We start from the raw sequence: 23,984 nt of genomic DNA on the forward strand, positions 1-23,984 counted from the left end.
TGCCCACCAGAACGTTCTACTACTTCAGCTTGCGCACCATTATGGCGCCGCGAAGTTGGCTGTCGATCAATTTATCGTTCGGCCCCACGCCGCCCGCGCCAGGTCGCGCAGCTGCAGCGACTCCGCCCAACGGTCGGTCAGGTCCGCCCCGTCCGCCCCGGCAATGGCGTAAGGCTGCGGCCCCAGCTCGCAGAGGAAGCTCAGTGCATCGTCCGGGCCAGCCCGGTTCTTCCAGTCGGCAAAGCCGTTCCGCCACCAAGTACCGAACTGCTCGAGCCATGGCGCGTGCTGCGGGAACGACAGCGGCAGCTGCACCTGCTCGCTGCTCGCCACCCGGCCGTGGAAGGCCCAGCAATGCTCCAGCACCGTCGCGATCTGTGCCTCGATCTCGTCGGACACGGGGAGGACGATCTCCCGACCGACCACATAGTGAGAGAGGTCGCCGAGCAGCTTCAGCTCGGGCAGGGCGGCGATCAGGTCGAGCGTGAAATGGAGGTCGTTGGTCATCCGGTCGCGATGCGTCTCGACATAGACCGGGAACGGCACCTGTTCGCTGATCTTCAGCCAGCCCTCGGCAATCCGCACCGCCTCGGCCAGCGTACGCGGCCGAAGGTTGGGCTGGATGTTGATATGGTGCACGCCGAACGCCGCGCCCCATTCAAGCGCCGGCAACAGACTCTCGACATCGGTGGGAAAGCACAGCCCCTCGACCACCAGTCCCGCCGATTTCGCCAGCCGCGCCGCGCGCTGCGCCTCGTCCGGGTCGACCCACAGTGTGCCGAACCCGTCGAACCCGGCATTGGCGATCATCTCGACATTGGCCTCGAGCGACCGCTCGGGCGGCGCGCCCTTGAGGCCGAGCATGGACCAGAGCGACTGGAGGATGAGCAGCTTCTGCATCGCGAGCGCTCCTAGATCAGCACCACGCTTTCCTGCTCGTTGGGGTCGGTTCGCGCGATCAGCGCTCGCGCCATCTTGCTGGTCGGGTTGAACGGCTGGTGCGGCACGCCGGCGGGGATGTAGACGTAGTCGCCCTCGTTGACCACATCGGTGAACTCGAGGTTCGGCCCATGCCGGAACGACGTCGAGCCCTCGATCTGGAAGATCGCCGTCTCGTGCGCCTCGTGATAGTGCGGCTTCGCCTCGGCCCCCGGCGGGAGCACGGCCATGTGCATGCAAATGCCCTTGGCGCCCGCCGACTCCGCCGAAACGCCGGCGAAGTAATCGAGCCCCTGCTTGCCGTGAAAGCCCAGGCCGCCACGAATAACCTTGCACTCAGCCGCCATTCTACTGTCCTCCGCCACTCCGCCCACCGTATTGAACGGTAGTCACAGCAGCAAGACGGTCGGGCTGGCGCTTGGTTCTTCCATCCCCACCCACCGCCGTCATCCCCGCGAAGGCGGGGACCCAGTGGGACGCCTCAGCTTCCACGGTTGTTGAGAGATCGCACTAGGTTCCCGCCTTCGCGGGAATGACGCCGGTGGAGGGGCGTCCCTACCGCGCCTCCGGCCCACTCGGCCGCTGCGTCAGCACGGCATCCAGTTCCAGCAGCCGCCCCTGCCGCAGCACCTGCAGCCGCACCCGCCGCCCGATAGCGTCCGCCGTCAGCATCCGCAGCAGCGGCCCCGGGCCTTCCACTGGCCGCCCATCGAGGCTCAAGAGCACATCGCCCTCGCGCACTCCGGCCCGCGCCGCCGGCCCGCCCTCGACAATCGAGTGCAGCACCGCGCCGGTGCGGCTGCCGACATGCGCCGCATCCGCAACTCGCCGCGGCAGGTTCACCGTATCGGCGGCAACGCCCAGATAAGCCCGCCGCACTTCGCCGTGCTGCAGCACTTCGCCTAGCACCAGCTTCACCGTGTTGCTCGCCACCGCAAAGCAGATGCCCTGCGCGCCAGCGATCATCGCAGTGCTGATGCCAACCACCTCGCCAAGGCTCGAGACCAGCGCGCCACCCGAGTTCCCCGGGTTCAGCGCCGCATCCGTCTGAATCACATCCTCGATCGGTCGCCCCGAGGGCGACCTCAAGCTCCGCCCCAGCGCCGAGATCACGCCCGCTGTAACGGTGGACTCGAATCCCAGCGGATTGCCGATGGCGATCGCGATGTGCCCGCGCTTCAGGCTGCCGCTATCCCCCAGCGCCGCGATCGGCAGAGCGCTGCCGTCGACTTTGAGGATAGCGAGATCGGTATCCGGATCCGCCCCCAGCACTCGCCCGGCCAGCCGGTGACCATCGGGCAGCGCGACGTGCACGTCCTTGTGGTTGCCCACCACGTGCGAGTTGGTCACCACCAGCCCGTCCTGCGACAGCACTACGCCCGAGCCATGTCCCTTGCCGTCGGTCGTCACCATGCCCACTGCCGGTCCGACCGCCTCGGCGACTTCGGACACAGTGAGCGAATAGACATCGAGCAGGCGCTGGTCGGGGGTGGGAAAGGGCAGGGCTTGCGGCATCGGAATACTCCGGATTTCGTCCCGCTAATGTGGGTTTCGCGAGCCAGCGCGGCGATCCTGCCCATATGGGGAGCTTTCGAGCCGGCCGGTCCGGGCGCAGATTTTCGGCAACATCGCAACAAGGCCACTCACATGTCCTTCCCCGAACTCCAGGCGCTTTCCGCCTCCCTTGCAGCTCTCACTGCGTCAATCGCTCCCCGTATCATCGCCATCCAGGGCCGCGATGGCCGCGAACTCTCGGGCTTCATCTGGCGCACCGGCCTCGCCATCACCGCCGACGAGGCGCTGGAAGCCGAGGACGAAGTCGCCGTTCTGAAGGCCGACGGCAGCGTCGTCTCGGCCCAGATCGCCGGCCGCGACGCCACCACCGACGTGGTGCTGCTGAAGTTCGAGACCGGTGAATTCCCCGACTGGACGCAGGCTGCGCAGCCCGAGCCCGGCTCGCTCGCCGTGCTCGTCGGCCGTGGCGAACACTCCGTCCTCTCCGGCCTTGCTTCCGTCACCGAGGTTGGCCCCGCCTGGCGCAGCATGCGCGGTGGCGACATCGATGCGCGCATCACTCTCGGTCTCCGCCTTTCGACCCGCAGCGAGGGCGGCGCGGTCGTCGCGCCGGATGGCAGCCTCATCGGCATGGCGGTCACCGGCGCCCGCCGCCGCACCCTTGCCATCCCCGCCGCGACCATCGCCCGTGCCGTCGCCACCCTCAGCGAAAAGGGCTATATCCCGCGCGGCTGGCTCGGCGTCAGCCTCCATCCGCTCGGCAAGGACGGCGGCGCCATCGTCGTCGGCCTCGAGCCGGATAGTCCTGCTGCACGCGGGGGCTTCCTTGTTGGCGACATAATCACCACATGGGGTGGTGACCAGGTGCATTCCGTCGGCGACGTCGCCGATCGTTTGAGCACCGGCACCGTCGGGACGAATATCAGCTTGGGAGTGCTACGCGGTGGCAGTGCATTGGAACTCGAGATCAACATCGGCGAGCGCCCTCGAAACTGAGGGCCCGGTCGCCCAGTCCGTCCTTGGCGGACTGGTCCTCGGCGTCGCGTTCGATCTCACCGATCCGGCCCTCGAACAGGTGCTTCGCACGCTGATCGCCGGTCGCCACGACCTATACGAAGCGGACGCGGTAGAGGCGGCCGTCACCATTACCGATCGCCCGACGTCGCTGGGCGGCGTCACCGGCCCGCATCGCGTGCTGCGCATTGGCGCAGACGAAGCGCGCCGCAACGCCATCGATAGCCTGGATCCCGGCCTGATCCTCGCCGCTGCAACCCTCATTGGCGCCGGTTATGCGCTGGAGCGCGAAACCGTCGAGCGTGCCGACAACCAGCGCCTTCCCGCCTCGCTGCTGCCGCGCCTCAGCCAGCGCGAGCGCCAGGTCGCTGAACTGCTGGTCGATGGCGCCTCGAACAAGGTCATCGCGCGCGCGCTCGATATCTCGGTGCACACGGCCAAGTTCCACGTCACCGCGATCCTTGAAAAGCTCCACGCCCGCAACCGCGCCGACGCGGTCTCGATCATCCTGCGCGAAGGCCTGGTCGCGATCTAGCGACCGGCCGTCAGTGCGGCTTGGGCGGCGCCATCAGCGTCGAGAAGATCCGCCCGATCAAGGTCTGTTCGCTCGGCTTGTCCGCGGTTTCGCCGTTGAGCTGCACCAGCAGTGCCGAAGTGGCATCGAGCCGCTGGCTCTGCAGCATGGCGATCCGCAGCGCCAGCTCAGGGTGCTTCTCGAGAATGCGCATCGCATCCCGCACCACCCGCACCTTGCTGTCGCGTTCGGCCCGCACCGTGGCGCTGTGGGGCCTACCGAGCAGCACCGACATCTCGCCGATCATCGCATCCGAGTGCTCGATCGTCGCGATCTCGACACCATCGCGCTCGACCACGAACTTGCCGCTTTCCAGTACATAGAGATCGCGCCCGGGCATGCCCTGGGTGACGAGCTCTTCACCGCGGGCAACATCGAGCGTCGGCGAGGAATAGGTGAGGGTAAGCAGGCTGGCCATTGTCATCCCCACGTGATCAGGGCAGCGGGAAGCCTAGCGCGTCCCGCTCGCGCCATGAAGTGCCATTGTGAGCTAGACCAACCGCAACCGCACGTCCTCCACCAGATGATCGCTGCCCTTGCGGAGGATCAGGTCGGCGCGCGATCGGGTCGGCTCGATATTCTCGACGAGGTTGGGCAGGTTGATCGAGCGCCAGTTGTCGAGCCCGAACTTGCCCGCTTCCTCTTCGCTCATGTCGGCATAGCGCTTGAAGAACGACGCCGGGTTGCGGAACGCGGTCTCCCTGAGCCGGAAGAACCGCTCAAGATACCAGGCCTCGAGGTCACCCGCGTCGGCGTCGATGTAGATCGAGAAATCTAGGAAATCCGATGCGTAGAGGATCGGCGCGCCGGCCTTTCCGGGCAGCCCCGGCTGCAGGATGTTGAGTCCCTCGACGATCAGGATATCGGGCTGGTCCACCACGATGTGCTCGCCCGGCACAACGTCATAGACGAGGTGCGAGTAGATCGGCACCTCGAGCGCAGGCGCACCGGATTTCACCTCCGCCAGGAAGGAGACCAGCCGTCCCCGATCGAAGCTTTCGGGAAACCCCTTGCGACGCATCAAGCCGCGTTCGTTCAGCACCGCATTGGGGTGCAGGAACCCGTCGGTGGTGACGAGATCAACCTTGGGGCTCGACGGCCAGCGCTGCAGCAGCGCGCGGAGGATGCGCGCCGTCGTCGATTTCCCCACCGCCACCGATCCGGCGACGCCGATGATGAACGGCACTTTGCGACCGTCCGTGTTGAGAAAGCGCGAGGATACTCGGTGCAGCCCCTGGATCGCCTCGACGTATAGCGACAGCAGTCGCGTCAGCGGCAGGTAGACCTGCTCTGCTTCCGCCAGCGAGATCGGGTCGGACAACGCCCTGAGCCGCACCACGTCGTCGGCGCTTAGCGTCATCGGCTCGCCGTCTCGCAGAGCAACCCATTCCGCCTTGGTGAAGTGATGATAGGGCGAGAGCTCGGCGGATTTGGTCATGCGCCCTTGAGCCGTTCGGCGATCACCTCTGCCAGGCGCTCCGCTACCTGCTGCTTGTCCATCTCCGGCCACGCCTCCGCGCCGTCGCTCGTCAGCAGCGTTACCCGGTTCCGGTCCCCGCCCATCGCGCCGCCGGCCGCCGAAACATCATTGGCAACGATGATGTCGGCGCCCTTGCGGCCGAGCTTCGCCAGTCCGTTCGCCACCACATCCTGCGTCTCGGCGGCAAACCCCACGACGACCGCCGGCCGGCGCACATGATGTCCGATCGTCGCGAGGATATCGGGGTTTTCCACCATGCTGAGGCTCGGCGCCCCACCGCCGCCCGGCTGCTTCTTGATCTTGTCCGTCGCAACGCTGTCGACCCGCCAGTCCGCCACCGCCGCAACGAACACCGCGCCATCGGCGGGCAGGGCGCTCTCCACCGCTGCCAGCATCTCGCGCGCCGTCTCGACATGCGTCGTGCTCACTCCGGCCGGATCAGCCACGGCCACCGGCCCACTCACCAGCCGCACCTCGGCCCCCAGCTTCGCCAGCGCCGCGGCAATCGCATGCCCCTGCTTCCCCGACGAGCGATTGGCGATGTAGCGCACCGGATCGATCGGCTCATGCGTCGGCCCCGACGTCACGATGAATTTCCGGCCCGCCAGTGGCCCCACACCCCCGAGCCGAGCCACCACCGCGGCGACGATCTCGTGCGGTTCAGCCATCCGCCCCTCGCCAGCTTCGCCGGCCTCCGCCATCGCCCCCGCATTAGGCCCGACAAACTCCACCCCATCCGCCAGCAGCGTCGCCCGGTTCCCCCGCGTCGCCGGATGCGCCCACATCCGCGGGTTCATCGCCGGCGCCATCAACACCGGCTTGTCCGACGCCAGCAGCACCGCGCTCGCCAGATCGCTCGCCGCGCCCGTCGCCAGCTTCGCCATTAGGTCCGCCGTCGCCGGTGCCACCACGATCAGGTCGGCCTCGCGCGACAACCGGATATGGCCGACATCGTGCTCGTCATTGCGGTCGAACAGATTGGAAAACACCCGGTCCGCGCTCAGCGTCCCCACCGACAGCGGCGTCACGAACTCGGCCGCCGCCGCGGTCATCACGCAGCGCACCCGCGCGCCCTCATCCCGCAACCGCCGGATGACCTCCAGCGCCTTGTAGGCCGCGATCCCGCCGCCGATCATCAGCAGCACCCGTCGATTCTGAAGCTTCATGGCCAAGCCACCGCATCATGAGACCGCTAGCCGTCTACACGATGTGACAGCGAACTCCTACCCGTCAAAGGACGAGGCTGGCATGCTTGCTTCAGGGGCGACCGGGCAATAAGAGCGGGAGTTCCACCGCGCCTTTCAACGGGCGGTATTCCGTGCTTTGATCCGGCCATTGGAGGCTCAGGACATGCTGCAAGGACGCTATAGGTGCGCTTAGAATGAAGATTATTATGGTTGTTTGCCTGACGGCTCTGGTCGCCGGCTGCGCGAGCACAGGCCAGGTCCTTACCAAGGAAGTCGCCTACCTCGATAAAGACGGCAAGGTGAAAACCAAGACCGTCGAGTACACCGTGCCGGCACCCAAGAAGGTGCCCATGGTTACCACGTACGGTAACCAGTCCCTCGCATTCGGCGGCTGACCCGCACGAGCCCGCTCGAGCGGTGATCCTCTACTCATCCGCTCCACGATCGGCAGCACCTCGGTGCCAAGCCTAGAGCGGACCCGCGTTCGCCGCTCGACCGGCTGTCTGTTTCCACATGGTGTGCGTCGGCACGAACAGTGCCCGGCCGCTTGCGATGTAGCTCGCCGGGTCGCGAGCCTTCGCTGCGGGCATCCCGCTGGAACGACAGAAATGGAATGGAAAAGTGGTGCCCGGGACCGGAATCGAACCAGTGACACGCGGATTTTCAATCCGCTGCTCTACCAACTGAGCTACCCGGGCAACCGTGGCGCCCGAGGGCGCTAAGTCGGGCGGTTTATAGGGGGCATTGCCGGGGTGTGCAAGCGGGTTTTGCCGGTTGCCCCGCAGCTTGTGGAAGGGCCCGCGCGGGGCCCTTCCGGATTGGCCTTGCCGCTACTCGGCGAGGTCGCGTCCCTTGGTGTCGCGGAGGAAAATCCCGCCCACTACCACCGTCATTAGCGCCACGACGATCGGGAACCACAGGCCGAAATAGATGTTGCCTGCGGCCGCCACCATCGCCGTTGCCACCAGCGGCAGCAGCCCGCCGAACCAGCCATTGCCGATGTGGTACGGCAGCGACATCGAGGTGTAGCGGATCTTGGTCGGGAACAGCTCTACCAGGTATGCGGCGATCGGCCCGTACACCATGGTCACGAAGATCACCATGATCCACAGCACCCCGATGGCCATCCACCAGTTGATGCGCGACGTATCCGCCGGCACCGTCGTGTACTCGATCACATCCACCGAGGTCGCAGCGGCGTCCACCGCCGGCACGGCCGTCACCGTGGCCAGCTTCTTGGCCGCCGGATCCGCCGCCATCCGTGCCGCATTGAGCGCAGCAATCGCATCAGCCGGCTTCTTGTCGGCCTGCGCCTGGGCAATGGCCGCTGCCTGCTCGGGCGAGATCGCGATCGTCGACGGTGTCGCCTTGAGGTTCGGATAGCCCGAGTCGATCAGCGCCTGGTTCCAGCTCGGCGCCGTGAACCCGGTCACCGTGGTGCCGTTGATCGTCAGCGTCGCGGGCGACCCTGCCGGCAGCGCCACCGAGTTGAAGCTCAGTCCACCCTTGGTGAGCAGGTCCTTGCCGCGGTCGCAATCGCCGAACACCGTGCCCGGGAACACGAACACGTTGAAGTGGCACTGCGCCGGGTCGGCCGCCACTTCGATCGTGGTCTTCTGCTGGTATTCGTAGAGCGCCGGGTTCACCGCCTGCGCCAGCCACCCGAACAGGGTGAAATAGCTCAGCGCCGCGATCAGGCACCCCGCGAGGATGATGTAGAGCCGCCCGATCCGGTCGCTGAGCGAGCCGAAGAACACGAAGAACGGCGTGCCGAGCAGCAGCGCGAGGCCGACCAGCATGTAGGTCGTGAGGTAGTCGACCTGCTGGGTGATGTTGATGAAGAACAGCGCGTAGAACTGCCCCGTATACCACACCACGCCCTGGCCGGCGGTTGCCCCCAGGAGCGCCAGCAGCACCAGCTTGTTGTTGGGATATTTGAGGAAGCTGTCGGTCAGGGGCGATTTCGAGCCTTTGCCCTCTTCCTTCATCTTCTTGAAGATCGGGGATTCGTTGAGCTTCAGCCGCACCCACACCGAATAGCCGAGCAGCACCACCGAAACGAGGAACGGGATACGCCAGCCCCAATCCGCGAATACCGCAGTGGGCATCGACGTGCGCGACAGCCCGATCACCAGCAGCGACAGGAAGAAGCCCAGCGTCGCCGTGGTCTGGATCCAGCTGGTCGCATAGCCGCGCCGGCCGGGCTGCGAGTGCTCGGCCACATAGGTCGCCGCCCCGCCATACTCGCCGCCAAGCGCCAGGCCCTGCAGCAGCCGCAGCAGCACGAGCAGGATCGGCGCCGCCCATCCAATGGTCGCGTAGGTCGGCAACAGGCCGACCGCGAAGGTGGAAATACCCATCACCAGCACGGTGATGAGGAAGGTGTACTTGCGGCCGACAAGGTCGCCGATCCGGCCGAAGAACAGCGCCCCGAACGGCCGGACCAGGAAGCCCGCCGCATAGGTTGCAAACGCCGACAACAGCGCTGCCGTTTCGTTGCCGGGTGGGAAGAACAGCGCCGCGAAGAACGGCGCCAGCGTGGCGTAGAGATAGAAGTCGTACCACTCGAAAATCGTGCCGGTCGACGACGCGACGATGACGAATCGTTCGTCCTTCGTCAGGCCGGACCCTCGGCCTGACGTTACGGCCGTGTCTGCAGTAGCCATTGGTTCCCCCTCAGGACCAGCAGGCCGGCCCCCCACGGACCGGTGCAGAGCGACTGTTGCGACGATTTGATGACAGTTACAGCAGCATCGCTGACGTGCCTGCGGTTTGGTGATGCGCAATGCACCGTTGTTTGCGGCCTTGCGCTCCGGCCGGTGATGCTTAGTCTCTCGCGACGTTTTTGGAGGAAGAAGATGCTGGAAGATCTCAAGGGGAAGCGCGTGCTGGTGACCGGCTCGTCGACGGGTATCGGCGCCGCGGTGGCGCGTGAGCTCGGCCGGCTGGGCGTCGCGGTGGCAGTGCATGGCAACAAGAACGCCGAAGCCGCCGAGGCCGTCGCCGCCGAAATCCGCGCTGCGGGCGGCAAGGCCGCGGTGGTCATCGGCGACGTCAGCAACTCCGCCTCCGCCGCAAAAATCGTCACCGATGCGGTCGCTGGGCTTGGCGGGCTCGATATCCTCATCAACAATGCAGGCGCCATCCTCGATCGCGTCACCAATGCCGGGTTCGATGAGACCATGTACGAGCAGGTGTATAACCTCAACGTGCGCTCGGTGCTGGCCGTGACGAAGGCGGCCTACCCGCATTTGAAGGCAGCCGGCGGCGGCTCCATCATCAACACCGGCTCGATCGCCGGCCGCTTCGGCGGCTTCGCCGGCTCGTCGGTCTATGCCTCGGCCAAGGCCGCCGTGCACTCCATCACCCGCAACGCCGCCCGCGAATTCGCCCCCGACCACATCCGCGTCAACGTCGTCGCCCCGGGCTTCATCATCACCCCGTTCCACGACAAGACCCCGCAATCGGTGAAAGACACCGCCGCCGCCCAAATCCCGATGCAACGGCTGGGCACCGCTGAGGACTGTGTGGGCGCGTACGTGTTCCTGGCCTCGGACTCGATGTCTGGCTACATCACGGGGCAGATCATCGACGTGAACGGCGGGCAACTGATGCCATAGGGCAGGACGCGCCGAACCATCAGTCGTCATCTCCCCCTTGGCGGGGGAGAAAGCGTTTCTAAGGTTTAGCCGTTTGGCTAAGCCTTAGAAATCGCAAGAGAGGGGGTCGTGAAGCATGCGCCAGCCAGTCCCACCTCCGCACCGCGCCTTCGCCAAATCCCTCCGCACCAACGGCACCGATGCCGAGCGCAAGCTCTGGTCGCTCCTCCGCGCCGGCCAACTCGATGGCCTCAAGTTCAAACGCCAGGTCCCCCTCGACGGCTACATCCTCGATTTCGTCTGTTTCGAGGCGCGCCTGATCATTGAACTCGACGGCAGCCAGCACGCCGGCTCCGCAACAGATCAACTCCGCGACGAACACTTCCGGACAACCGGCTTCCGGACCCTTCGCATCTGGAACAATGAAGTCCTGCAGAACCCCGAGGGCGTCTTCGAGAAACTGAGAATCGTGCTCGAGATGAGAGACCGCTGACCCCCTCTCTTGCGAAAACTAAGGACTTAGCTGCGCTAAGCCCAAGTTTTCGCTTTCTCCCCCGCCAAGGGGGAGAGTCCCGACTGATACTCCAACGCAGATGGAGGGCACTGTTCATCTCCCCCCTTTGCGGGGGAGAAAGCGATTTCTTGGGCTTAGCCCTTCGCTAAGCCTTAGAAATCGCAAGAGAGGGGATCGGGATGTCGAGGCCAGGCACCCAGCGCCTACTCCTCATCCCCATCATCCTGCGTCACCACCCCGTCCTCCTCATCCACCTCAACCGGCTCCGCCGGAATCACATAGCTCCCGCTGAGCCAGCGATTGAGGTCGATATCCTGGCAGCGCCCGGAACAGAACGGATGGTGCTGCTGGCTCGACGGCTTGCCGCAGATCGGGCAGGGCCGCGTCGGCTTCAGCTTGATGATTTCGGCGGTCATCTCAGACCGCCGTCAGGCTCGACTGGTTGAGCCAGTTGAAGTGCACCGGATAGCCCTCGCCCGCCAGCAGCCCCACCGTCTCGTTGAGCGGAAGGCCAACCACGGCCGAGTACGAACCCTGCAGCTTCAGCACGAACGCCCCGGCAATGCCCTGGATGGCGTATCCACCCGCCTTGTCGCGCCACTCGGCGCTTGCGAGGTAGCTTTCGATTTCGCGCGCCGACAGCCGCTTGAAGCGAATGCGCGTCTCGACCAGGCGTTTGCGCATCTGGCCCGACGGCGTCAGCATGGTGACGGCGGTGAACACCCGGTGCGAGCGGCCCGAAAGCACGCGCAGGCACTCGGAGGCTTCTTCCATCGTCTCGGCCTTGGGCAGGATACGGCGGCCCACGGCCACCACCGTGTCGGCAGCCAGCACCAGCGCATTGCCGGCGATTCCGGTGCTCTTGGCCTTATGCTGCGCGGTGATCGCCTTCTGGTCGGCGAGACGCTGCGCCAGCTTGCGGGGCAGCTCGCCCTTTTCGGGCGTCTCATCGATATGCGCCGGCACCAGATGCTCGGGCTCGATGCCGATCTGGTTCAGCAACGCTAGGCGTCGCGGCGATGCGGACGCGAGAATGAGCTCGGGACGGCTGGCCATGGAGTGCCCTATTTGAAGCGGTACGTGATCCGGCCCTTGGTCAGATCGTAAGGTGTCATTTCGCACAACACCTTGTCGCCCGCCAGCACGCGGATACGATTCTTGCGCATGCGGCCGGCAGTATGGGCGATGATCTCGTGCTCGTTTTCGAGTTTTACCCGAAAGGTCGCGTTGGGCAGCAGTTCCGTTACCACCCCCGGAAACTCGAGCACTTCTTCCTTGGCCATACTGTCTCCATCGGAGGCGCGCGATGGCTCTGCCGCCGCGCTCCCGAACTTACCTGAAGCGGTAGTTGATCCGGCCCTTGGTCAGGTCGTAGGGGGTCATTTCAACCAGCACTTTGTCGCCGGCAAGCACGCGGATGCGGTTCTTGCGCAGCCGCCCGGCCGTATGGGCGATGATCTCGTGCTCGTTCTCCAGCTTCACCCGAAAGGTCGCGTTGGGCAGCAGTTCCGTGATCACGCCCGGAAATTCGAGCACTTCTTCCTTAGCCATTCTCTCTCCTGAGACGGCCCCGCGAAACACGATACTGACAATGTCGGGGGCTTGAATTGGGCGCCACCTATACTGGATGCCGCCCGGTTTGTGAACCACCCGTGGGTGGCGATGCTATGTTCATATGGTGCAGCGCGCTGGATTTGAGAAGTAGGCCGCCTCCTACCTTCTCCCACAAGGGGAGAGGGCAAGGGCAGAGCTCAAGCCGCCTTGGTCGGCGCTGCCACCAGCTTCTCCAGCCGCTCCCGCACCCGCTGCTGTAGCGTATCCCTCAACGTGCGGTACGCACTCAGCACCGCCTCACGGTTCCCCTCCGTCTCCGTGGGGTCCGGCATCGGCCAATGCTCGATCGCACCCATCTCCAGCCCACGCCGCTCCACCGCTTCCGGCGCATCGTTGGACAGCGTGATCACCAGGTCGAAATGGTTGGCCACCAGCTCGTCCATGGTGTGCGGGGTGTGGACGCTCATGTCGACGCCGATCTCTTCCATCACCTCGTGCACGAACCCATCTGCCTTGCCCGAGCGAACGCCAGCTGAGCGCACGATCAGCCGCCCGGGGAAGAACCGCCGCGCCAGCGCCGCAGCGATCGGCGAGCGCACCGAGTTCATCGAGCAGACGAACAGCACCGTCGGCAGCGTCGACTCGCGCTCATCGATCCGGCTGGCAAACGGCTGCACCGCGCAGATCAGCGTGAAGAGGCGCCTTGCCGTGTTGAGGTCCATCTCCAGCTTGTTGTCGAGCCGGGTGCGCAGCAGCTCCGCCGCATCGTTGTGCAGTCCGCGCCGCGCCATGTCGACGGTTTCGATCTGGTAGGTCGAGCCAGTCTTGATCGCGTCGTAATAGCTCTCGCGGATGCGGAAATAGTCGCGGATCAGCCGGCGGAACGGCGTCAGCGACAAATAGTGCGCCGCGATCGGCTCGTAGGTGTCCGGGTTGCGCACATCGAGCACGATATAGTTGCTGACGATCGAGACGTGCAGCGCATATGGCCCCGTCGCCTTCACCCGCGCCGGGGCGAAGACGTTCTCCTCGACTAGGTCGTAGATGGCGATGCGCCATTCATGCACCTCGTCGGGATCGACCGAGGTGATCGTGTTGGGATCGAGGGTCACGGCGACGATACGATCGCTCTTGGGATCGAACTGTCGCGGCGAGAGCGCCATCTACCGATTGAGCCTTATCGATATCGAGCGCGCGTGCGCCTCGAGCCCTTCCGTCTGGGCCAGGGTCCGCGCCGCCGGCGCCAGTTCCGCCAACGAGGCCGGGTCGCATTGCAGCACCGACGTACGCTTCATGAAATCCAGCACCCCCAGCCCCGACGCATAGCGCGCCGAGCGGGCCGTCGGCAGCACGTGGTTCGAACCGCCCACATAATCGCCGATCGCCTCGGGCGTGTGATGCCCGAGAAAAATCGCACCAGCATTGCGAATCTTGGGCAGCAGCGCCTGCGGATCGTCGACCGCGAGCTCGACGTGCTCCGAGGCGATGCGGTTCGCCAGCTCCACCGCTTCCGCCATCGAGGCCACGGTGATCACCGCACCGAACTCTTCCCAGCCTGCGCGCGTGATCTCGGCCCGCGGTAGCAGTTCGATCTGGCGCCATACCTCGTCCTCGACCAGGTCCGCCAACTTGTGGTCGGTGGTAATGAGGATCGCCTGCGCCCCGCCGCCGTGTTCGGCCTGCGCCAGCATGTCCGCCGCCACCCAGGCCGGGTTGGCCGACGAGTCGGCAATGACCAACACTTCCGAGGGCCCGGCGATCATGTCGATGCCCACCGTGCCGAACACCTGGCGCTTTGCCGCCGCGACATACGCATTGCCCGGTCCGACGATCTTCGACACCGCCGGGATCGTCTCTGTGCCATACGCCAGTGCCCCGATCGCCTGCGCCCCGCCGATCCGGTAGATCTCGGTCACCCCGGCAATCTTCGCCGCCGCGAGCACCGCGTCGTTCGCCTCGCCGCCCGGCATCGGCACCACCATGGCGATGCGGCTCGCGCCGGCGACCTTGGCCGGCACCGCGTTCATCAGCACCGACGACGGATAGGCCGCCGTGCCGCCCGGCACATAGATGCCCACCGCTTCCACTGGCGTCCAGATCGTCCCCAGCGTCACCCCGAGGTGATCCTGGTAGATGTGGTCGAGTGGCTTCTGCTTTTCGTGGTGCGCGCGGATACGCTCATGCGCCACCGTCAGCGCCGACAGAACATCGGCAGAAGTTCGTGCACTAGCGTTGGCTATTTCCTCGTCCGTGACGCGGATAGACCATAGATTTGCAGCCGGTTTGTCGAACCGCTCGGTGTATTCGATCACCGCCGCATCGCCCCGCGCCTTCACATCGGCAAGGATCGCGGCAACCGCGCTACCCACTTCCTCCGAAGCTTCCCGCTTCGAATTCAGCAGCGTTTCAAAGGATTTAGCAAAGCCGGCATCGCGGCTATCAAGCCTTACCGGCATCAGGAAGCGTGCTCTGGCTTGGCCTTCGCCGCCCAGGCCGACCCCAGGTCCTGCAGCCGCGCCTCCAGCACCTCCACCTCCAGCCGAACCGTCCCGCCACCGGCAAAAGCCAAGTCAACCCAGCCACTTGGCGCTTCGCTTTCGGTGAACCGGATGGTCAGCAATTCCAGCGCGCCCTCGACCGAATTGGTATCGATCCCCGCCACCTTGACCCCGGTCACCCGGTCGAAATGCAGCGCCGCGCGCTTTCGCACCCCGGCCTTGGCACCAGCGCCGTCTTCCCAGGCGTAGCGGTTCATCAGCAGCGCGAAACGCTTGTCGGCCTTGGCGTAACCCATGTCGCCGACGCGCACGATGGCGTCCTGCGTGGTCGCCGAAATCACGTCGAGGTCTTCGCTATCAAGCGCCAGAAGCTTGAGATCGGTCATATCTAGGGGGTCCGGAAACGGTGAAGTTGACCAGCAAGTGGGGGCCCGGAAGACGATCTACAAGCTAAGCGGGCAGGGGGCAATGCAGCTTGCGCCGGATCGCCGCCCGAACCGCAAAATCAGCCGGTAACCCGCTCGATCTCCGCGCCCACGGCGCTCAGCTTGTCCTCGAGCCGCTCGAACCCGCGATCGAGGTGGTAGATCCGGTTCACCACCGTCTCGCCGCGCGCCGCCAGCCCCGCGATCACCAGCGACACCGAGGCGCGAAGGTCCGTCGCCATCACCTGAGCGCCCTTGAGCCGCGGCACGCCGGTCACCGTCGCCACCTGGCCATCGACCTTGATATCGGCGCCGAACCGCGCCAGCTCTGCCACATGCATGTAGCGGTTCTCGAAGATCGTCTCGCGGATCTGCGAGGTGCCGTCCGCCATGGTCATCAGCGCCATGAACTGCGCCTGGAGGTCAGTCGGAAAGCCCGGGAACGGCTGGGTCTCGGCATGCACCGCCTGGATCCCGTTGCCGTTGCGACGCACGCGGATGCCGTTCGCCTCTGATGAAATGTGCACCCCGGCCTGGCCCAGCGTATCGAGCGCTGCCTGCAGATGCTCGGCCCGCGCATGCTTCAGCAGCACGTCGCCGCCGGTCATCGCGGCCGCCATTGCATAGGTGCCGGTCTCGATCCGGTCTGCCACAACGGCGTGGGTCGCGCCATGCAGCTCACCCACGCCCTCGATGGTCAGCGTGCGCGTGCCGATCCCGGAAATCTTGGCGCCCATCTTCACGAGGCACTCGGCGAGATCGCTGATCTCAGGCTCCATCGCCGCGTTTTCGAGCACCGTCGTGCCCTTGGCCAGCGTCGCCGCCATCAGCAGCACGTGCGTTGCGCCCACAGTCACCTTGGGGAACACCACGCGCGCCCCGCGCAACCCGCCCTTCGGCGCCCGCGCGACGACGTAACCCTCGTCGATGTCGATCTCGGCCCCGAGTTCCTTGAGTCCTTGCAGGAACAGGTCCACCGGCCGCGTGCCAATGGCGCAACCACCGGGCAGCGACACCCGCGCCTCGTGCGCCCGCGCCAGCAGCGGCCCGATCACCCAGAAGCTCGCCCGCATGGTCGAAACCAGCTCGTACGGCGCCGTGGTGTCGACGATCTCGGCGGCCTGCAGCGTCATCCGCTGGCCATCCAGCGTCGGCGCCTTGCGGCCATGCACGGCGATATCGACGCCGTGGTTTTCGAGGATCTTCTCGAGCTGGTTGACGTCCGCCAGCCGCGGCACGTTCTCGAGTACCAGCGGGTCCTTGGTCAGCAGCGAGGCGATCATCAGCGGCAGGGCCGCGTTCTTTGCGCCCGAGATAGGGATTTCGCCCCTCAGCTCGTTGCCCCCGACCAGACGAATGCGATCCATGTGTACTTCCCGACTGCGAGGCGTTCTGCCCCTTGCCCTAGCTATCCGAGTCACGCCCCGGCTTCAACGCATCCCCCACCTCCGCGTCCTCAGGCGATGTCCTGACCGATTCCTGTCTACCGGCAGTTGCCGACCGAGCCCGCGCCTGTTCCTTCCGCCGCTTCAGGTTCTCCCGAAGCTTGGCGGCCGATCTCTGCTCCCGCCCCGTCCTGCTCTCCGACATGCAAGTCCTTGTTTCGTCGGCGCCCATATCCACCATCGGCGCGGCGAACCAGAAACGCCGTGTCGCACGGTGCACCAAATCTACCAGCAACCACCGATCAAGGCTGTACCCCGTTTGCAAGCTTTTTTGCGCTTGCGCGGTGCCAAGCCCTGTGGCAGTAACCGCCCCACGCCGCCGGGGGCCTCGCCACCCGGCCTCAGCGTTAGCTGCAGTAGCTCAGTGGTAGAGCACTCCCTTGGTAAGGGAGAGGTCGAGAGTTCAATCCTCTCTTGCAGCACCATCTTTCCAAGCATCAGTAGCACACCACTACGTCCGCTCTCCGGGGTTGTGCCCGCATCTGCCGCACGCTGTCCGAGGAGCGATGCGCAACGGTGAATCGGCCGCGCCGCGCCCAAGCTCCGACTAGCCGTGCGGGTGGTCGTTTCCTTTGCTGGCCTGTCCGCCGGCGAGGCTTAGTAGCTCGGAGCGCGAGCCGACGCCGAGCTTGCGGAAGATGTTGTGGAGGTGAACCTTGGCGGTTCCTTCCGAGACCTTGAGCCGGAACGCCAGGTTCTTGTTGCTTTCACCCGACAACACCAACTGGACGATCTCCATCTCGCGCGACGTCAGCAGCAGCGAGAGCTCTTTCCACACCTTTCGGCGCGTCGCCTCGCGCAGTGCCGCGGCGTCCGTACGCTCGACCGGCAGCCATCGGCCGCCGGCGGTAACGACATGAAGGCAGTGGAGCAGGCTTTCCGTTGCGCTTTCCTTGAAAACAAGGCCGGCGGCGCCGGCGGCCAACAGATCGTAGATTTCAGCATCACTCGCGGACGCCGCGAGGATCACTGCGCGGGTGGGCAATGCCCGCTCGCGCAACTCCTGGAGAACCTCGAGGCCCGAGCGCCCGGGCATGTTGAGATCCAGGACAGCGATATCGGGTGCGCTCGCGCCGATGGCTTCGAGCGCCAGCGCGCCGTCCGCGCAGGTTGCAACTACGCGAAAGTCAGCGTCCCCATCAATGAGTGCCGACAGGCCCTTGAGTACGATTGGGTGGTCGTCGGCGATGACCACTGTCGCTATCTTCGCGCCCGCTTCTGCGCCTGGTGGATCTAGTCCCTCGCGGAGGCTGGTGACGTAGTGGCGGAGCAGACCGTGTTGTTCGCGAAGAATGCCACGTGCGCGCTCGATCGCCGGCTTCGCGCCCGGCTCGGCGGCATCAAGCAGCACCTTCAACGCAAAGTCGGCAGCTGTAAGCTCCTGAAGGATGCCGTCGTGCAGCTCCGCGGCAATACGAAACCGCTCGGCGCGCGCCGACTTGTCTCGCGCAACCGCAGCGTGTTCCTGCCGCACCGGACTACGCTTGGCCCCACTCTGAAGGTCAAGACTAGTCAATATTACCTATCCACTCGTTCTACTTCTTGCAGTTGGCGCACCAAATGGGTGCCTGCTGGAGACCAAGGTAGCCTATCCGGCTACAGACGGAAACGTGGCCGTCGTCGAATAGTAAAGTTGTGATCAAGCTATGCCGGTCAATCCCGCCGCTAGGGCCTCGGATGACTTGTCCCGTCTTGGGGTGAGGGAGGGCTCTGCTGTCAGGGTCCTGATGGTTAACGGTTCGTATACCTGCAGGTATATGGATAACGCTTGGTGGATGCGCCATTCATAGCGGACCGACTAGACCCGCCCCGGCCGTGCGGCGGAGGCGGAAGGGTCTTCGGCACAACATGTTCGACAGTGGAGGGCCGCGCGCGGGGGCGCTGCGCACATCCACCGTCCTGAACGATGGGGAGTGTGCGATGACCGACCTGACCAGCCCTGGTTCTTCCGTGACGCTTGCGACCGTGAGCGGCGGCAATGCAATCTTCCAATATGACGTTCCCGTTGGTTCGGGAACCGGCATTTACAACACCTTCCTGGCGACGCAGTCGACCGACGGCACCGCTGAGGGCTACAATTCCAATGCTGGTGGCAACTATCTCGACACCAACTCGGCCAAGACCGAGAGCATCCAGCTCAGCAGCCTGCAGACGAGTGTAGTGGATGGTGTGACCTACTACATCTTCAGGCTCGACCTGAATGAGTCGCCCGATCTCGTGCAGCTCAACAAGCTCAAGGTGTTTGTTTCTCCGAACCAGGCGGCTGCCGGCGACTTCAACAACACCACCGACACGTTCGCCAACACCTCGCAGATCTATACGCCGATCTTCGACCTCGATCAGACCACCGACCAGACCCTGATCCTCACCGAACATTCGAGCGGCAGCGGCACGGACGACTATGCGCTGCTGATCCCGGTCGATGCGTTTCCTGCATCGGGTTACGTCACGATCTACACCAACTTCGGCGCGCCCAGCCACGGCAACGTGAATGACCCCAACGCCGAGGACGGCGGCTTCGACGAATGGGCCGCCTTCAGCAAGCCCAGCACCGATGACGGCGCCCCCGACATCAAGGTCGTGAAGACCCCGGACATCACCACGATTGCCGAGGGGACGACGAGCGACATCGTCTACACCTATGAAGTGACCAACGAGAGCACCTCGGACACCGATCCACTGACYRTCACCTCGCTGGTCGACGATGTGCTCGGTGACATCAGCGCCAACTACGTGAGCGGCGACGATGGCGACAATCTGCTGGAGAAGGGCGAGACCTGGATCTACACGGCGACCGCCAAGGACCAGACCGGCAATGTCGGCGACGACATCACCAACGTGGTGACGGTGACAGGGACCGATGACGAGGGCACCGAAGCGACCGAYGACGACACGGCGACGGTGACGATCACCGRCGTCGCGGCCTCGATTGCCATCGTCAAAACGGTCGACGCCAACGGCGACAACGTCTTCAACGACAAGGAGACAGTCCAGGCCGGCGGCGACTCGGTCACCTACATGTATCAGGTGACCAACACCAGCACGGCCAACATCGATCCGCTGACGCTGGACGACCTCGTGGACGACATGGGCAGCTTCGCCGACGTCAACCTGATGGTCAACGGCGCCTTGCAGGCCGGCGTGACCCTCGTGAAGTCCGGAGGCGATCAGGACAGCCTGCTCGAAACCGGCGAGACCTGGACGTTCAAGTACACGACCAATGTCAACATCGCCGGCGGCCAGACCCTCACCAACACGGCCACCGTCAGCGCTGTCGACGACGACGGCTCGACGGCGTCTGCATCCGATACAGCAGCGGTCGAGGCCGTTGCCGGCCCCGGCGTCCGCACTCCCGGTTTCTGGGGCAATCTGGGCAAGATGTTCTGGGACGGAACAGCGGGCAACGAGACGAAGTCCGGTTCGAACTTCGCTTCGGGCGAGCTGGTCTACAAGGTGGACTCGAACAACGACGGCGCCAAGGACAACACCGCCGGCCTGTTGATCGGCGACTACAACAAGGATGGCGTCACCAACAATGGTGAGGACACATTCTTCATCTCCCTGGCCGACGCCGTGAAGGTTATCAACTCGTCTACCAAGGACCAGCAGGACACCCGGTTCGTACTGGCGAGGGACGCTGTCGCGACCTGGCTCAACTACCTGGCCGGCAATCCGATCGGCGATGCCTCGGATCCGAACAGCCCGCACAAGTACCTCGACCAGGCAATCGACTGGCTGCAGGTCACCAATGGTGGCAATGCCGGCTCGAGTTGGGAGAACTGGGGCGGCGGTTCGGCCGTCAAGGCAGGTGGCGGGACCATCTGGAACAACGCGTCCAACACGGAGAACGCCACGGCCGGCAACGAGCTGTCGGGTGATACGATCCACTCCGAGCTCGATTTCTTCAACAATACCGGCATGACGTTCCTGGGCGTGAATACCTTCGTTTATGCCAATGACGGCGGTTGAGTGGGGCAACCGCTAGGAACAAGGCTGACTGCCCGCGCAAGTGGGCAGTCAGCCGGTGAACCGCGATCATGGCAACAAAACCAAAAAGCGATGAGATCCGCCGGGCAATGGCGGCGTGCCGCGGCTACTTCCAGGCCGCCGCCCTGTTCAGCCTCGCAACCAACGTGCTGTACCTAGCTGGCCCGATCTACATGTTGCAGGTCTATGACCGGGTCGTTTCCTCCGGCAGCGTGACGACGCTGGTCATGCTCACCGTCGCGCTGGCCCTGGCCTTCATCGCCCTCGCCGGACTGGACGTGGTTCGCGCTCGCATCCTGACCCGCGCGAGCGTGCGGCTCGACACCATGCTGGCGAGCCGGGTGGTCGCCGCCAGCGTCGACCTGCAGGGGGGCTCGGCATCCAGCAGCCAGCCGCTGCGGGACTTCGACAGCGTTCGCCAGTTCATAACCGGCAGTGGCATCCACGCGATCCTCGACGTGCCGTGGGCGCCCATCTACATCGCGGTCATCTTCTTGCTCCATCCATGGCTCGGCTTCTTCGCCCTGGGATCGGCGCTCGCTCTGATCGCGCTTGCTCTGGTGACGGAATGGCTGGTTCGCGCACCCATGAGCGAATCCAACGCGGCGGCGTCGAGAAACTACGCCTTCACCGAGATGAGCCTGCGCAACTCCGAAGTGGTTCGCGCCATGGGCATGATCGGTGGGCTCCTCAATCGCTGGAGCAGGGATCGCAACAGGGTACTCGACCGCCAGGTGACCGCCAGCGACCGCGCGGCCACCATGCAGAGCTTCGTCAAGTTCGTTCGCCTGTCGATGCAATCGGTAATCCTGGGACTGGGGGCCTATCTCGTCATCGAGCGGCTCGCCACGGCGGGCGTGATGTTCGCCGCCTCAATCCTGCTGAGCCGCGCGCTGCAGCCCGTAGAGCAGACGGTGGGCCAATGGCGCGGCCTCGTTTCTGCGCACGGCGCATGGCAGCGGGTGCGGGACCTGCTGATCGCGTACCCCGGCTCCGAGCGCACCACCGCCCTGCCTCGACCGCAGGGCAGGTTGGCCGTCGAGGGCCTGCTTTACATCCCACAGGGCAGTCCCCGGCCAATCCTGCGCAACGTCACTTTCAGTCTCGAGCCCGGCGAGTCCATCGGCATCATCGGTCCTTCCGGGGCCGGCAAGTCCACTCTGGCGCGCCAAATGGTTGGTGTGCTGCGTCCGAGTGCCGGCGCCGTCCGCCTCGACAGCGCCGATGTCACCACCTGGCTGGCGGGCCAGCACATTGGTTATCTGCCGCAGGACATCGAGCTGTTCTCCGACACCGTTGCCGCAAATATCGGACGTTTCGCCACTGAGGCGGACGACCGGATTGTCGAAGCGGCAAAGCTCGCCGGCGTACATGACATGATCCTGCGCCTGCCCGCTGGCTATGACACCGAGATTGGCGGAGGCGGCGTGGTGCTCTCGGGCGGCTTCCGGCAGCGGGTCGCCCTCGCTCGCGCTGTCTTTGGCAATCCGAGCCTGGTACTCCTCGACGAGCCCGGCTCCAACCTCGATACCGAGGGGGACCAGGCGCTGGCCGAATGCGTTGCCCAGCTCAAGCGGCGAGGCACGACCGTTGTCATCATCTCGCATCGTGCTGCCTCGCTCGCAACGGTCGACAAGATACTGGTCCTGCGCGATGGCGCCGTGGAGGTGTTCAGCGAACGAAGCGAATTCCTGCGTCGGCTGAACGTGCCAGCGACCACGGCACTGCCCAGGGAAGAGGGGGCTGCCGAGACGGCAGCGACCGGCTGATGTCGCAAGCTTTCGCCAGCCTCCCGCCGCCAGCTGCCATGCGCTCCAATCCGGGGCAAACCAGCGATTCCGCAGCCGGGCCGATCCGGGCGGGGTTTGTCATCCTGACGCTGTTCTTTGGCGGCCTGGGCGGCTGGGCCGCCCTTGCGCCGCTCAACGCAGCGGTGGTCGGCGAGGCGGTCGTCAAGGTCGAAGGCAACAGGAAAAGCGTGCAGCATCCAGATGGCGGCGTCGTCAAGGAACTGCGGTTTCGCGATGGCGACACCGTTGCGGCCGGCGACGTGCTGATCGTCCTCGATGACACGGCCACGCGCGCCGAGCTCGACATCCTGCAGCAGCAGACGATCAATCTGCGGGCCATGCAGTCCCGCCTCCTGGCCGAGCGGGACGCTGCACCGACAATCACCTTCCCGCCGGAACTCACCGAAGCAACCGCCGGCGCCGCGATGGACAACCAGCAGCGCGAGTTCGAGAGCCGCCGCGCCGCCATTGAGGGCCAGACACGCATACTCGGTGAACGCCGCTCGCAACTGAGCGCACAGATCACCGGCAGCGAGTCACAGGCGCAGGCGCTGCGCGACCAGCTGGACTCGGTAGTGACCGAACGCGCCAAGCTGCAGGAGCTTTACGACAACGGTCTCATCGAGCAGCCGCGCCTGTTGCAGCTCGATCGGACGGCCAAGGGCATCGAGGGACAGATCGCCTCCCTGGAAGCGACGGTCGCATCCAACCTGCGGGCGATCGAGGAGAATGCCCAGCAGGTCTCGCAACTCTCACGCGACCGGCTCGCCGAGGTCACCCAGCAGCTCTCCGAGGTGCAGTCCAAGCTTCTCGATCTCGCTCCTCGCCAGCACGCGGCCGCGACCGCGCTGGCAAGGACGCAGGTGCGTGCCCCCTATGCCGGTCGCATCGTCGACCTTGCCGTCTTCTCGGTAGGCGGGGTGATCGCCGCGGGCGAGCGCCTGCTCGATATCGTACCCGAAGAGCGATCGCTGATCCTCGAGGCGAAGATACGCGTCGAGGACATCGCCGACATCGCGCCCGGGATGCGCGCCGAAGTTCACTTCATCTCCTACAAGCAACGGATCACTCCACTGATCCACGGCAATGTCACTGACATCTCGGCCGACCGGCTGACCGATGCGCGGACCCAGGTGCCCTACTATGTCGCCCGCGTGGCGGTCGATGCGAACGAACTCGCCGAAAGCCCAGAGATTCAGCTCTATCCCGGCATGCCGGCAGCAGTGATGATTACCACCAAGGAGCGCACGGCGCTCGACTATATCGTGGGGCCACTATTTGCGTCGCTCGATCAGTCATTCCGCGAGCGCTAGCGCGCAACACAAGACGCGCCGGACAAAAAAGGGACGGCAGGAGAGGTTTGATTCTCCTGCCGCCTTGCAATTCTCCTGTGTCCTTTCGGACGAATTTGAACTGCAGCACCACAACGCGGCACGCCCCGGATGGTTCCTGCATTTTCGACG

General features: G+C 65.1%; 24 protein-coding genes and 2 tRNA genes. 9 read left to right on the forward strand and 17 right to left on the reverse strand.

Features of this window, described 5'->3' with window-relative positions:
* Positions 1–66: 66 nt before the first annotated feature.
* The 3 genes from AC1DWU_RS13040 to AC1DWU_RS13050 form a co-directional block, all read right to left on the reverse strand.
* Positions 67–900 (reverse strand): sugar phosphate isomerase/epimerase, encoded by an 834-nt coding sequence (locus tag AC1DWU_RS13040; RefSeq protein WP_477150419.1) that lies wholly within the window; start codon positions 898–900, stop codon positions 67–69.
* Between the two features lie 11 nt (positions 901–911).
* Positions 912–1,286 carry a cupin domain-containing protein gene (locus tag AC1DWU_RS13045; protein ID WP_477150420.1) on the reverse strand — a complete coding sequence of 125 codons (375 nt, stop codon included), beginning with the start codon at positions 1,284–1,286 and terminating at the stop codon, positions 912–914.
* Between the two features lie 208 nt (positions 1,287–1,494).
* Positions 1,495–2,454, reverse strand: coding sequence for a S1C family serine protease (locus tag AC1DWU_RS13050; RefSeq protein WP_477150421.1), 960 nt, complete (start codon positions 2,452–2,454; stop codon positions 1,495–1,497).
* 132 nt (positions 2,455–2,586) lie between these two features.
* Between AC1DWU_RS13050 and AC1DWU_RS13055 the strand changes: the two genes are divergently transcribed.
* Together AC1DWU_RS13055 and AC1DWU_RS13060 are read left to right on the forward strand one after the other, a co-directional pair.
* On the forward strand, positions 2,587–3,450 hold the full coding sequence (locus AC1DWU_RS13055) for a S1C family serine protease (RefSeq protein ID WP_477150422.1): 864 nt from the start codon (positions 2,587–2,589) through the stop codon (positions 3,448–3,450).
* Entirely contained in the window at positions 3,398–4,003 is a 606-nt protein-coding gene (locus AC1DWU_RS13060; protein WP_477150423.1) for a helix-turn-helix transcriptional regulator, read from the forward strand. The genes AC1DWU_RS13055 and AC1DWU_RS13060 overlap by 53 nt, the downstream gene beginning before the upstream one ends.
* A gap of 10 nt (positions 4,004–4,013) precedes the next feature.
* Here AC1DWU_RS13060 and AC1DWU_RS13065 read toward each other — a convergent pair whose 3' ends face one another.
* The 3 genes from AC1DWU_RS13065 to coaBC all read right to left on the reverse strand — a co-directional run bounded on the left by AC1DWU_RS13065 (position 4,014) and on the right by coaBC (position 6,688).
* Complete coding sequence (locus AC1DWU_RS13065) at positions 4,014–4,460, reverse strand: cyclic nucleotide-binding domain-containing protein (protein WP_477150424.1); 447 nt, start codon at positions 4,458–4,460, stop codon at positions 4,014–4,016.
* Between the two features lie 72 nt (positions 4,461–4,532).
* Positions 4,533–5,480 carry a type I pantothenate kinase gene (gene coaA, locus AC1DWU_RS13070; RefSeq protein WP_477150425.1) on the reverse strand — a complete coding sequence of 316 codons (948 nt, stop codon included), beginning with the start codon at positions 5,478–5,480 and terminating at the stop codon, positions 4,533–4,535.
* The gene (gene coaBC, locus AC1DWU_RS13075; RefSeq protein WP_477150426.1) at positions 5,477–6,688 is read right to left on the reverse strand and encodes a bifunctional phosphopantothenoylcysteine decarboxylase/phosphopantothenate--cysteine ligase CoaBC; all 1,212 of its coding nucleotides are present in this window, start codon (positions 6,686–6,688) and stop codon (positions 5,477–5,479) included. Before coaBC ends, coaA begins: the two co-directional genes overlap by 4 nt.
* A 215-nt stretch (positions 6,689–6,903) precedes the next feature.
* On the opposite strand from coaBC, the gene AC1DWU_RS13080 reads away from it, so the two are divergent.
* A complete protein-coding gene (locus AC1DWU_RS13080) occupies positions 6,904–7,104 on the forward strand; it encodes a hypothetical protein (protein ID WP_477150427.1) in 201 nt (66 codons plus the stop codon).
* Between the two features lie 227 nt (positions 7,105–7,331).
* Here the strand turns inward: AC1DWU_RS13080 and AC1DWU_RS13085 are convergent.
* Positions 7,332–7,407 (reverse strand) — tRNA-Phe (locus AC1DWU_RS13085).
* A gap of 132 nt (positions 7,408–7,539) precedes the next feature.
* Positions 7,540–9,375 carry an MFS transporter gene (locus tag AC1DWU_RS13090; RefSeq protein ID WP_477150428.1) on the reverse strand — a complete coding sequence of 612 codons (1,836 nt, stop codon included), beginning with the start codon at positions 9,373–9,375 and terminating at the stop codon, positions 7,540–7,542.
* Between the two features lie 192 nt (positions 9,376–9,567).
* Here AC1DWU_RS13090 and AC1DWU_RS13095 point away from each other — a divergent pair, with 192 nt between their 5' ends.
* Both AC1DWU_RS13095 and AC1DWU_RS13100 read left to right on the forward strand, forming a co-directional pair.
* Positions 9,568–10,329: an SDR family NAD(P)-dependent oxidoreductase gene (locus tag AC1DWU_RS13095; protein ID WP_477150429.1), complete on the forward strand. Its 762-nt coding sequence runs from the start codon at positions 9,568–9,570 to the stop codon at positions 10,327–10,329.
* A gap of 115 nt (positions 10,330–10,444) precedes the next feature.
* Positions 10,445–10,801: an endonuclease domain-containing protein gene (locus AC1DWU_RS13100; RefSeq protein ID WP_477150430.1), complete on the forward strand. Its 357-nt coding sequence runs from the start codon at positions 10,445–10,447 to the stop codon at positions 10,799–10,801.
* A 224-nt stretch (positions 10,802–11,025) separates the two neighbouring features.
* Here the strand turns inward: AC1DWU_RS13100 and yacG are convergent, their stop codons facing one another.
* The 8 genes from yacG to murA all read right to left on the reverse strand — a co-directional run bounded on the left by yacG (position 11,026) and on the right by murA (position 16,666).
* Entirely contained in the window at positions 11,026–11,238 is a 213-nt protein-coding gene (gene yacG, locus AC1DWU_RS13105) for a DNA gyrase inhibitor YacG (RefSeq protein WP_477150431.1), read from the reverse strand.
* 1 nt (position 11,239) lies between these two features.
* Positions 11,240–11,878, reverse strand: coding sequence for a Maf-like protein (locus AC1DWU_RS13110; RefSeq protein WP_477150432.1), 639 nt, complete (start codon positions 11,876–11,878; stop codon positions 11,240–11,242).
* Positions 11,879–11,886: 8 nt separating this feature from the next.
* On the reverse strand, positions 11,887–12,105 hold the full coding sequence (gene infA, locus AC1DWU_RS13115; protein ID WP_035082742.1) for a translation initiation factor IF-1: 219 nt from the start codon (positions 12,103–12,105) through the stop codon (positions 11,887–11,889).
* Positions 12,106–12,154: 49 nt separating this feature from the next.
* The gene (infA, locus tag AC1DWU_RS13120) at positions 12,155–12,373 is read right to left on the reverse strand and encodes a translation initiation factor IF-1 (RefSeq protein ID WP_055048078.1); all 219 of its coding nucleotides are present in this window, start codon (positions 12,371–12,373) and stop codon (positions 12,155–12,157) included.
* Between the two features lie 200 nt (positions 12,374–12,573).
* A complete protein-coding gene (locus AC1DWU_RS13125; RefSeq protein WP_477150433.1) occupies positions 12,574–13,539 on the reverse strand; it encodes a UPF0262 family protein in 966 nt (321 codons plus the stop codon).
* Positions 13,540–14,832 (reverse strand): histidinol dehydrogenase, encoded by a 1,293-nt coding sequence (gene hisD, locus AC1DWU_RS13130; protein ID WP_477150434.1) that lies wholly within the window; start codon positions 14,830–14,832, stop codon positions 13,540–13,542.
* Positions 14,832–15,260 carry a DUF2948 family protein gene (locus AC1DWU_RS13135; protein ID WP_477150435.1) on the reverse strand — a complete coding sequence of 143 codons (429 nt, stop codon included), beginning with the start codon at positions 15,258–15,260 and terminating at the stop codon, positions 14,832–14,834. Before AC1DWU_RS13135 ends, hisD begins: the two co-directional genes overlap by 1 nt.
* Before the next feature lie 119 nt (positions 15,261–15,379).
* On the reverse strand, positions 15,380–16,666 hold the full coding sequence (gene murA / locus AC1DWU_RS13140) for a UDP-N-acetylglucosamine 1-carboxyvinyltransferase (RefSeq protein WP_477150436.1): 1,287 nt from the start codon (positions 16,664–16,666) through the stop codon (positions 15,380–15,382).
* Positions 16,667–17,094: 428 nt separating this feature from the next.
* On the opposite strand from murA, the gene AC1DWU_RS13145 reads away from it, so the two are divergent.
* Positions 17,095–17,169, forward strand: a tRNA-Thr gene (locus AC1DWU_RS13145).
* Between the two features lie 122 nt (positions 17,170–17,291).
* Here the strand turns inward: AC1DWU_RS13145 and AC1DWU_RS13150 are convergent.
* Entirely contained in the window at positions 17,292–18,260 is a 969-nt protein-coding gene (locus AC1DWU_RS13150) for a response regulator (protein WP_477150437.1), read from the reverse strand.
* 404 nt (positions 18,261–18,664) lie between these two features.
* Here AC1DWU_RS13150 and AC1DWU_RS13155 point away from each other — a divergent pair, with 404 nt between their 5' ends.
* From AC1DWU_RS13155 to AC1DWU_RS13165, 3 genes are all read left to right on the forward strand, one after another.
* A complete protein-coding gene (locus tag AC1DWU_RS13155) occupies positions 18,665–20,713 on the forward strand; it encodes a hypothetical protein (protein ID WP_477150438.1) in 2,049 nt (682 codons plus the stop codon).
* Between the two features lie 68 nt (positions 20,714–20,781).
* Positions 20,782–22,500 (forward strand): type I secretion system permease/ATPase, encoded by a 1,719-nt coding sequence (locus tag AC1DWU_RS13160; RefSeq protein WP_477150439.1) that lies wholly within the window; start codon positions 20,782–20,784, stop codon positions 22,498–22,500.
* Entirely contained in the window at positions 22,500–23,834 is a 1,335-nt protein-coding gene (locus tag AC1DWU_RS13165; RefSeq protein ID WP_477150440.1) for an HlyD family type I secretion periplasmic adaptor subunit, read from the forward strand. Before AC1DWU_RS13160 ends, AC1DWU_RS13165 begins: the two co-directional genes overlap by 1 nt.
* Positions 23,835–23,984: the final 150 nt, after the last annotated feature.

It is taken from the genome of Devosia sp. P2_G7, from assembly GCF_056403495.1.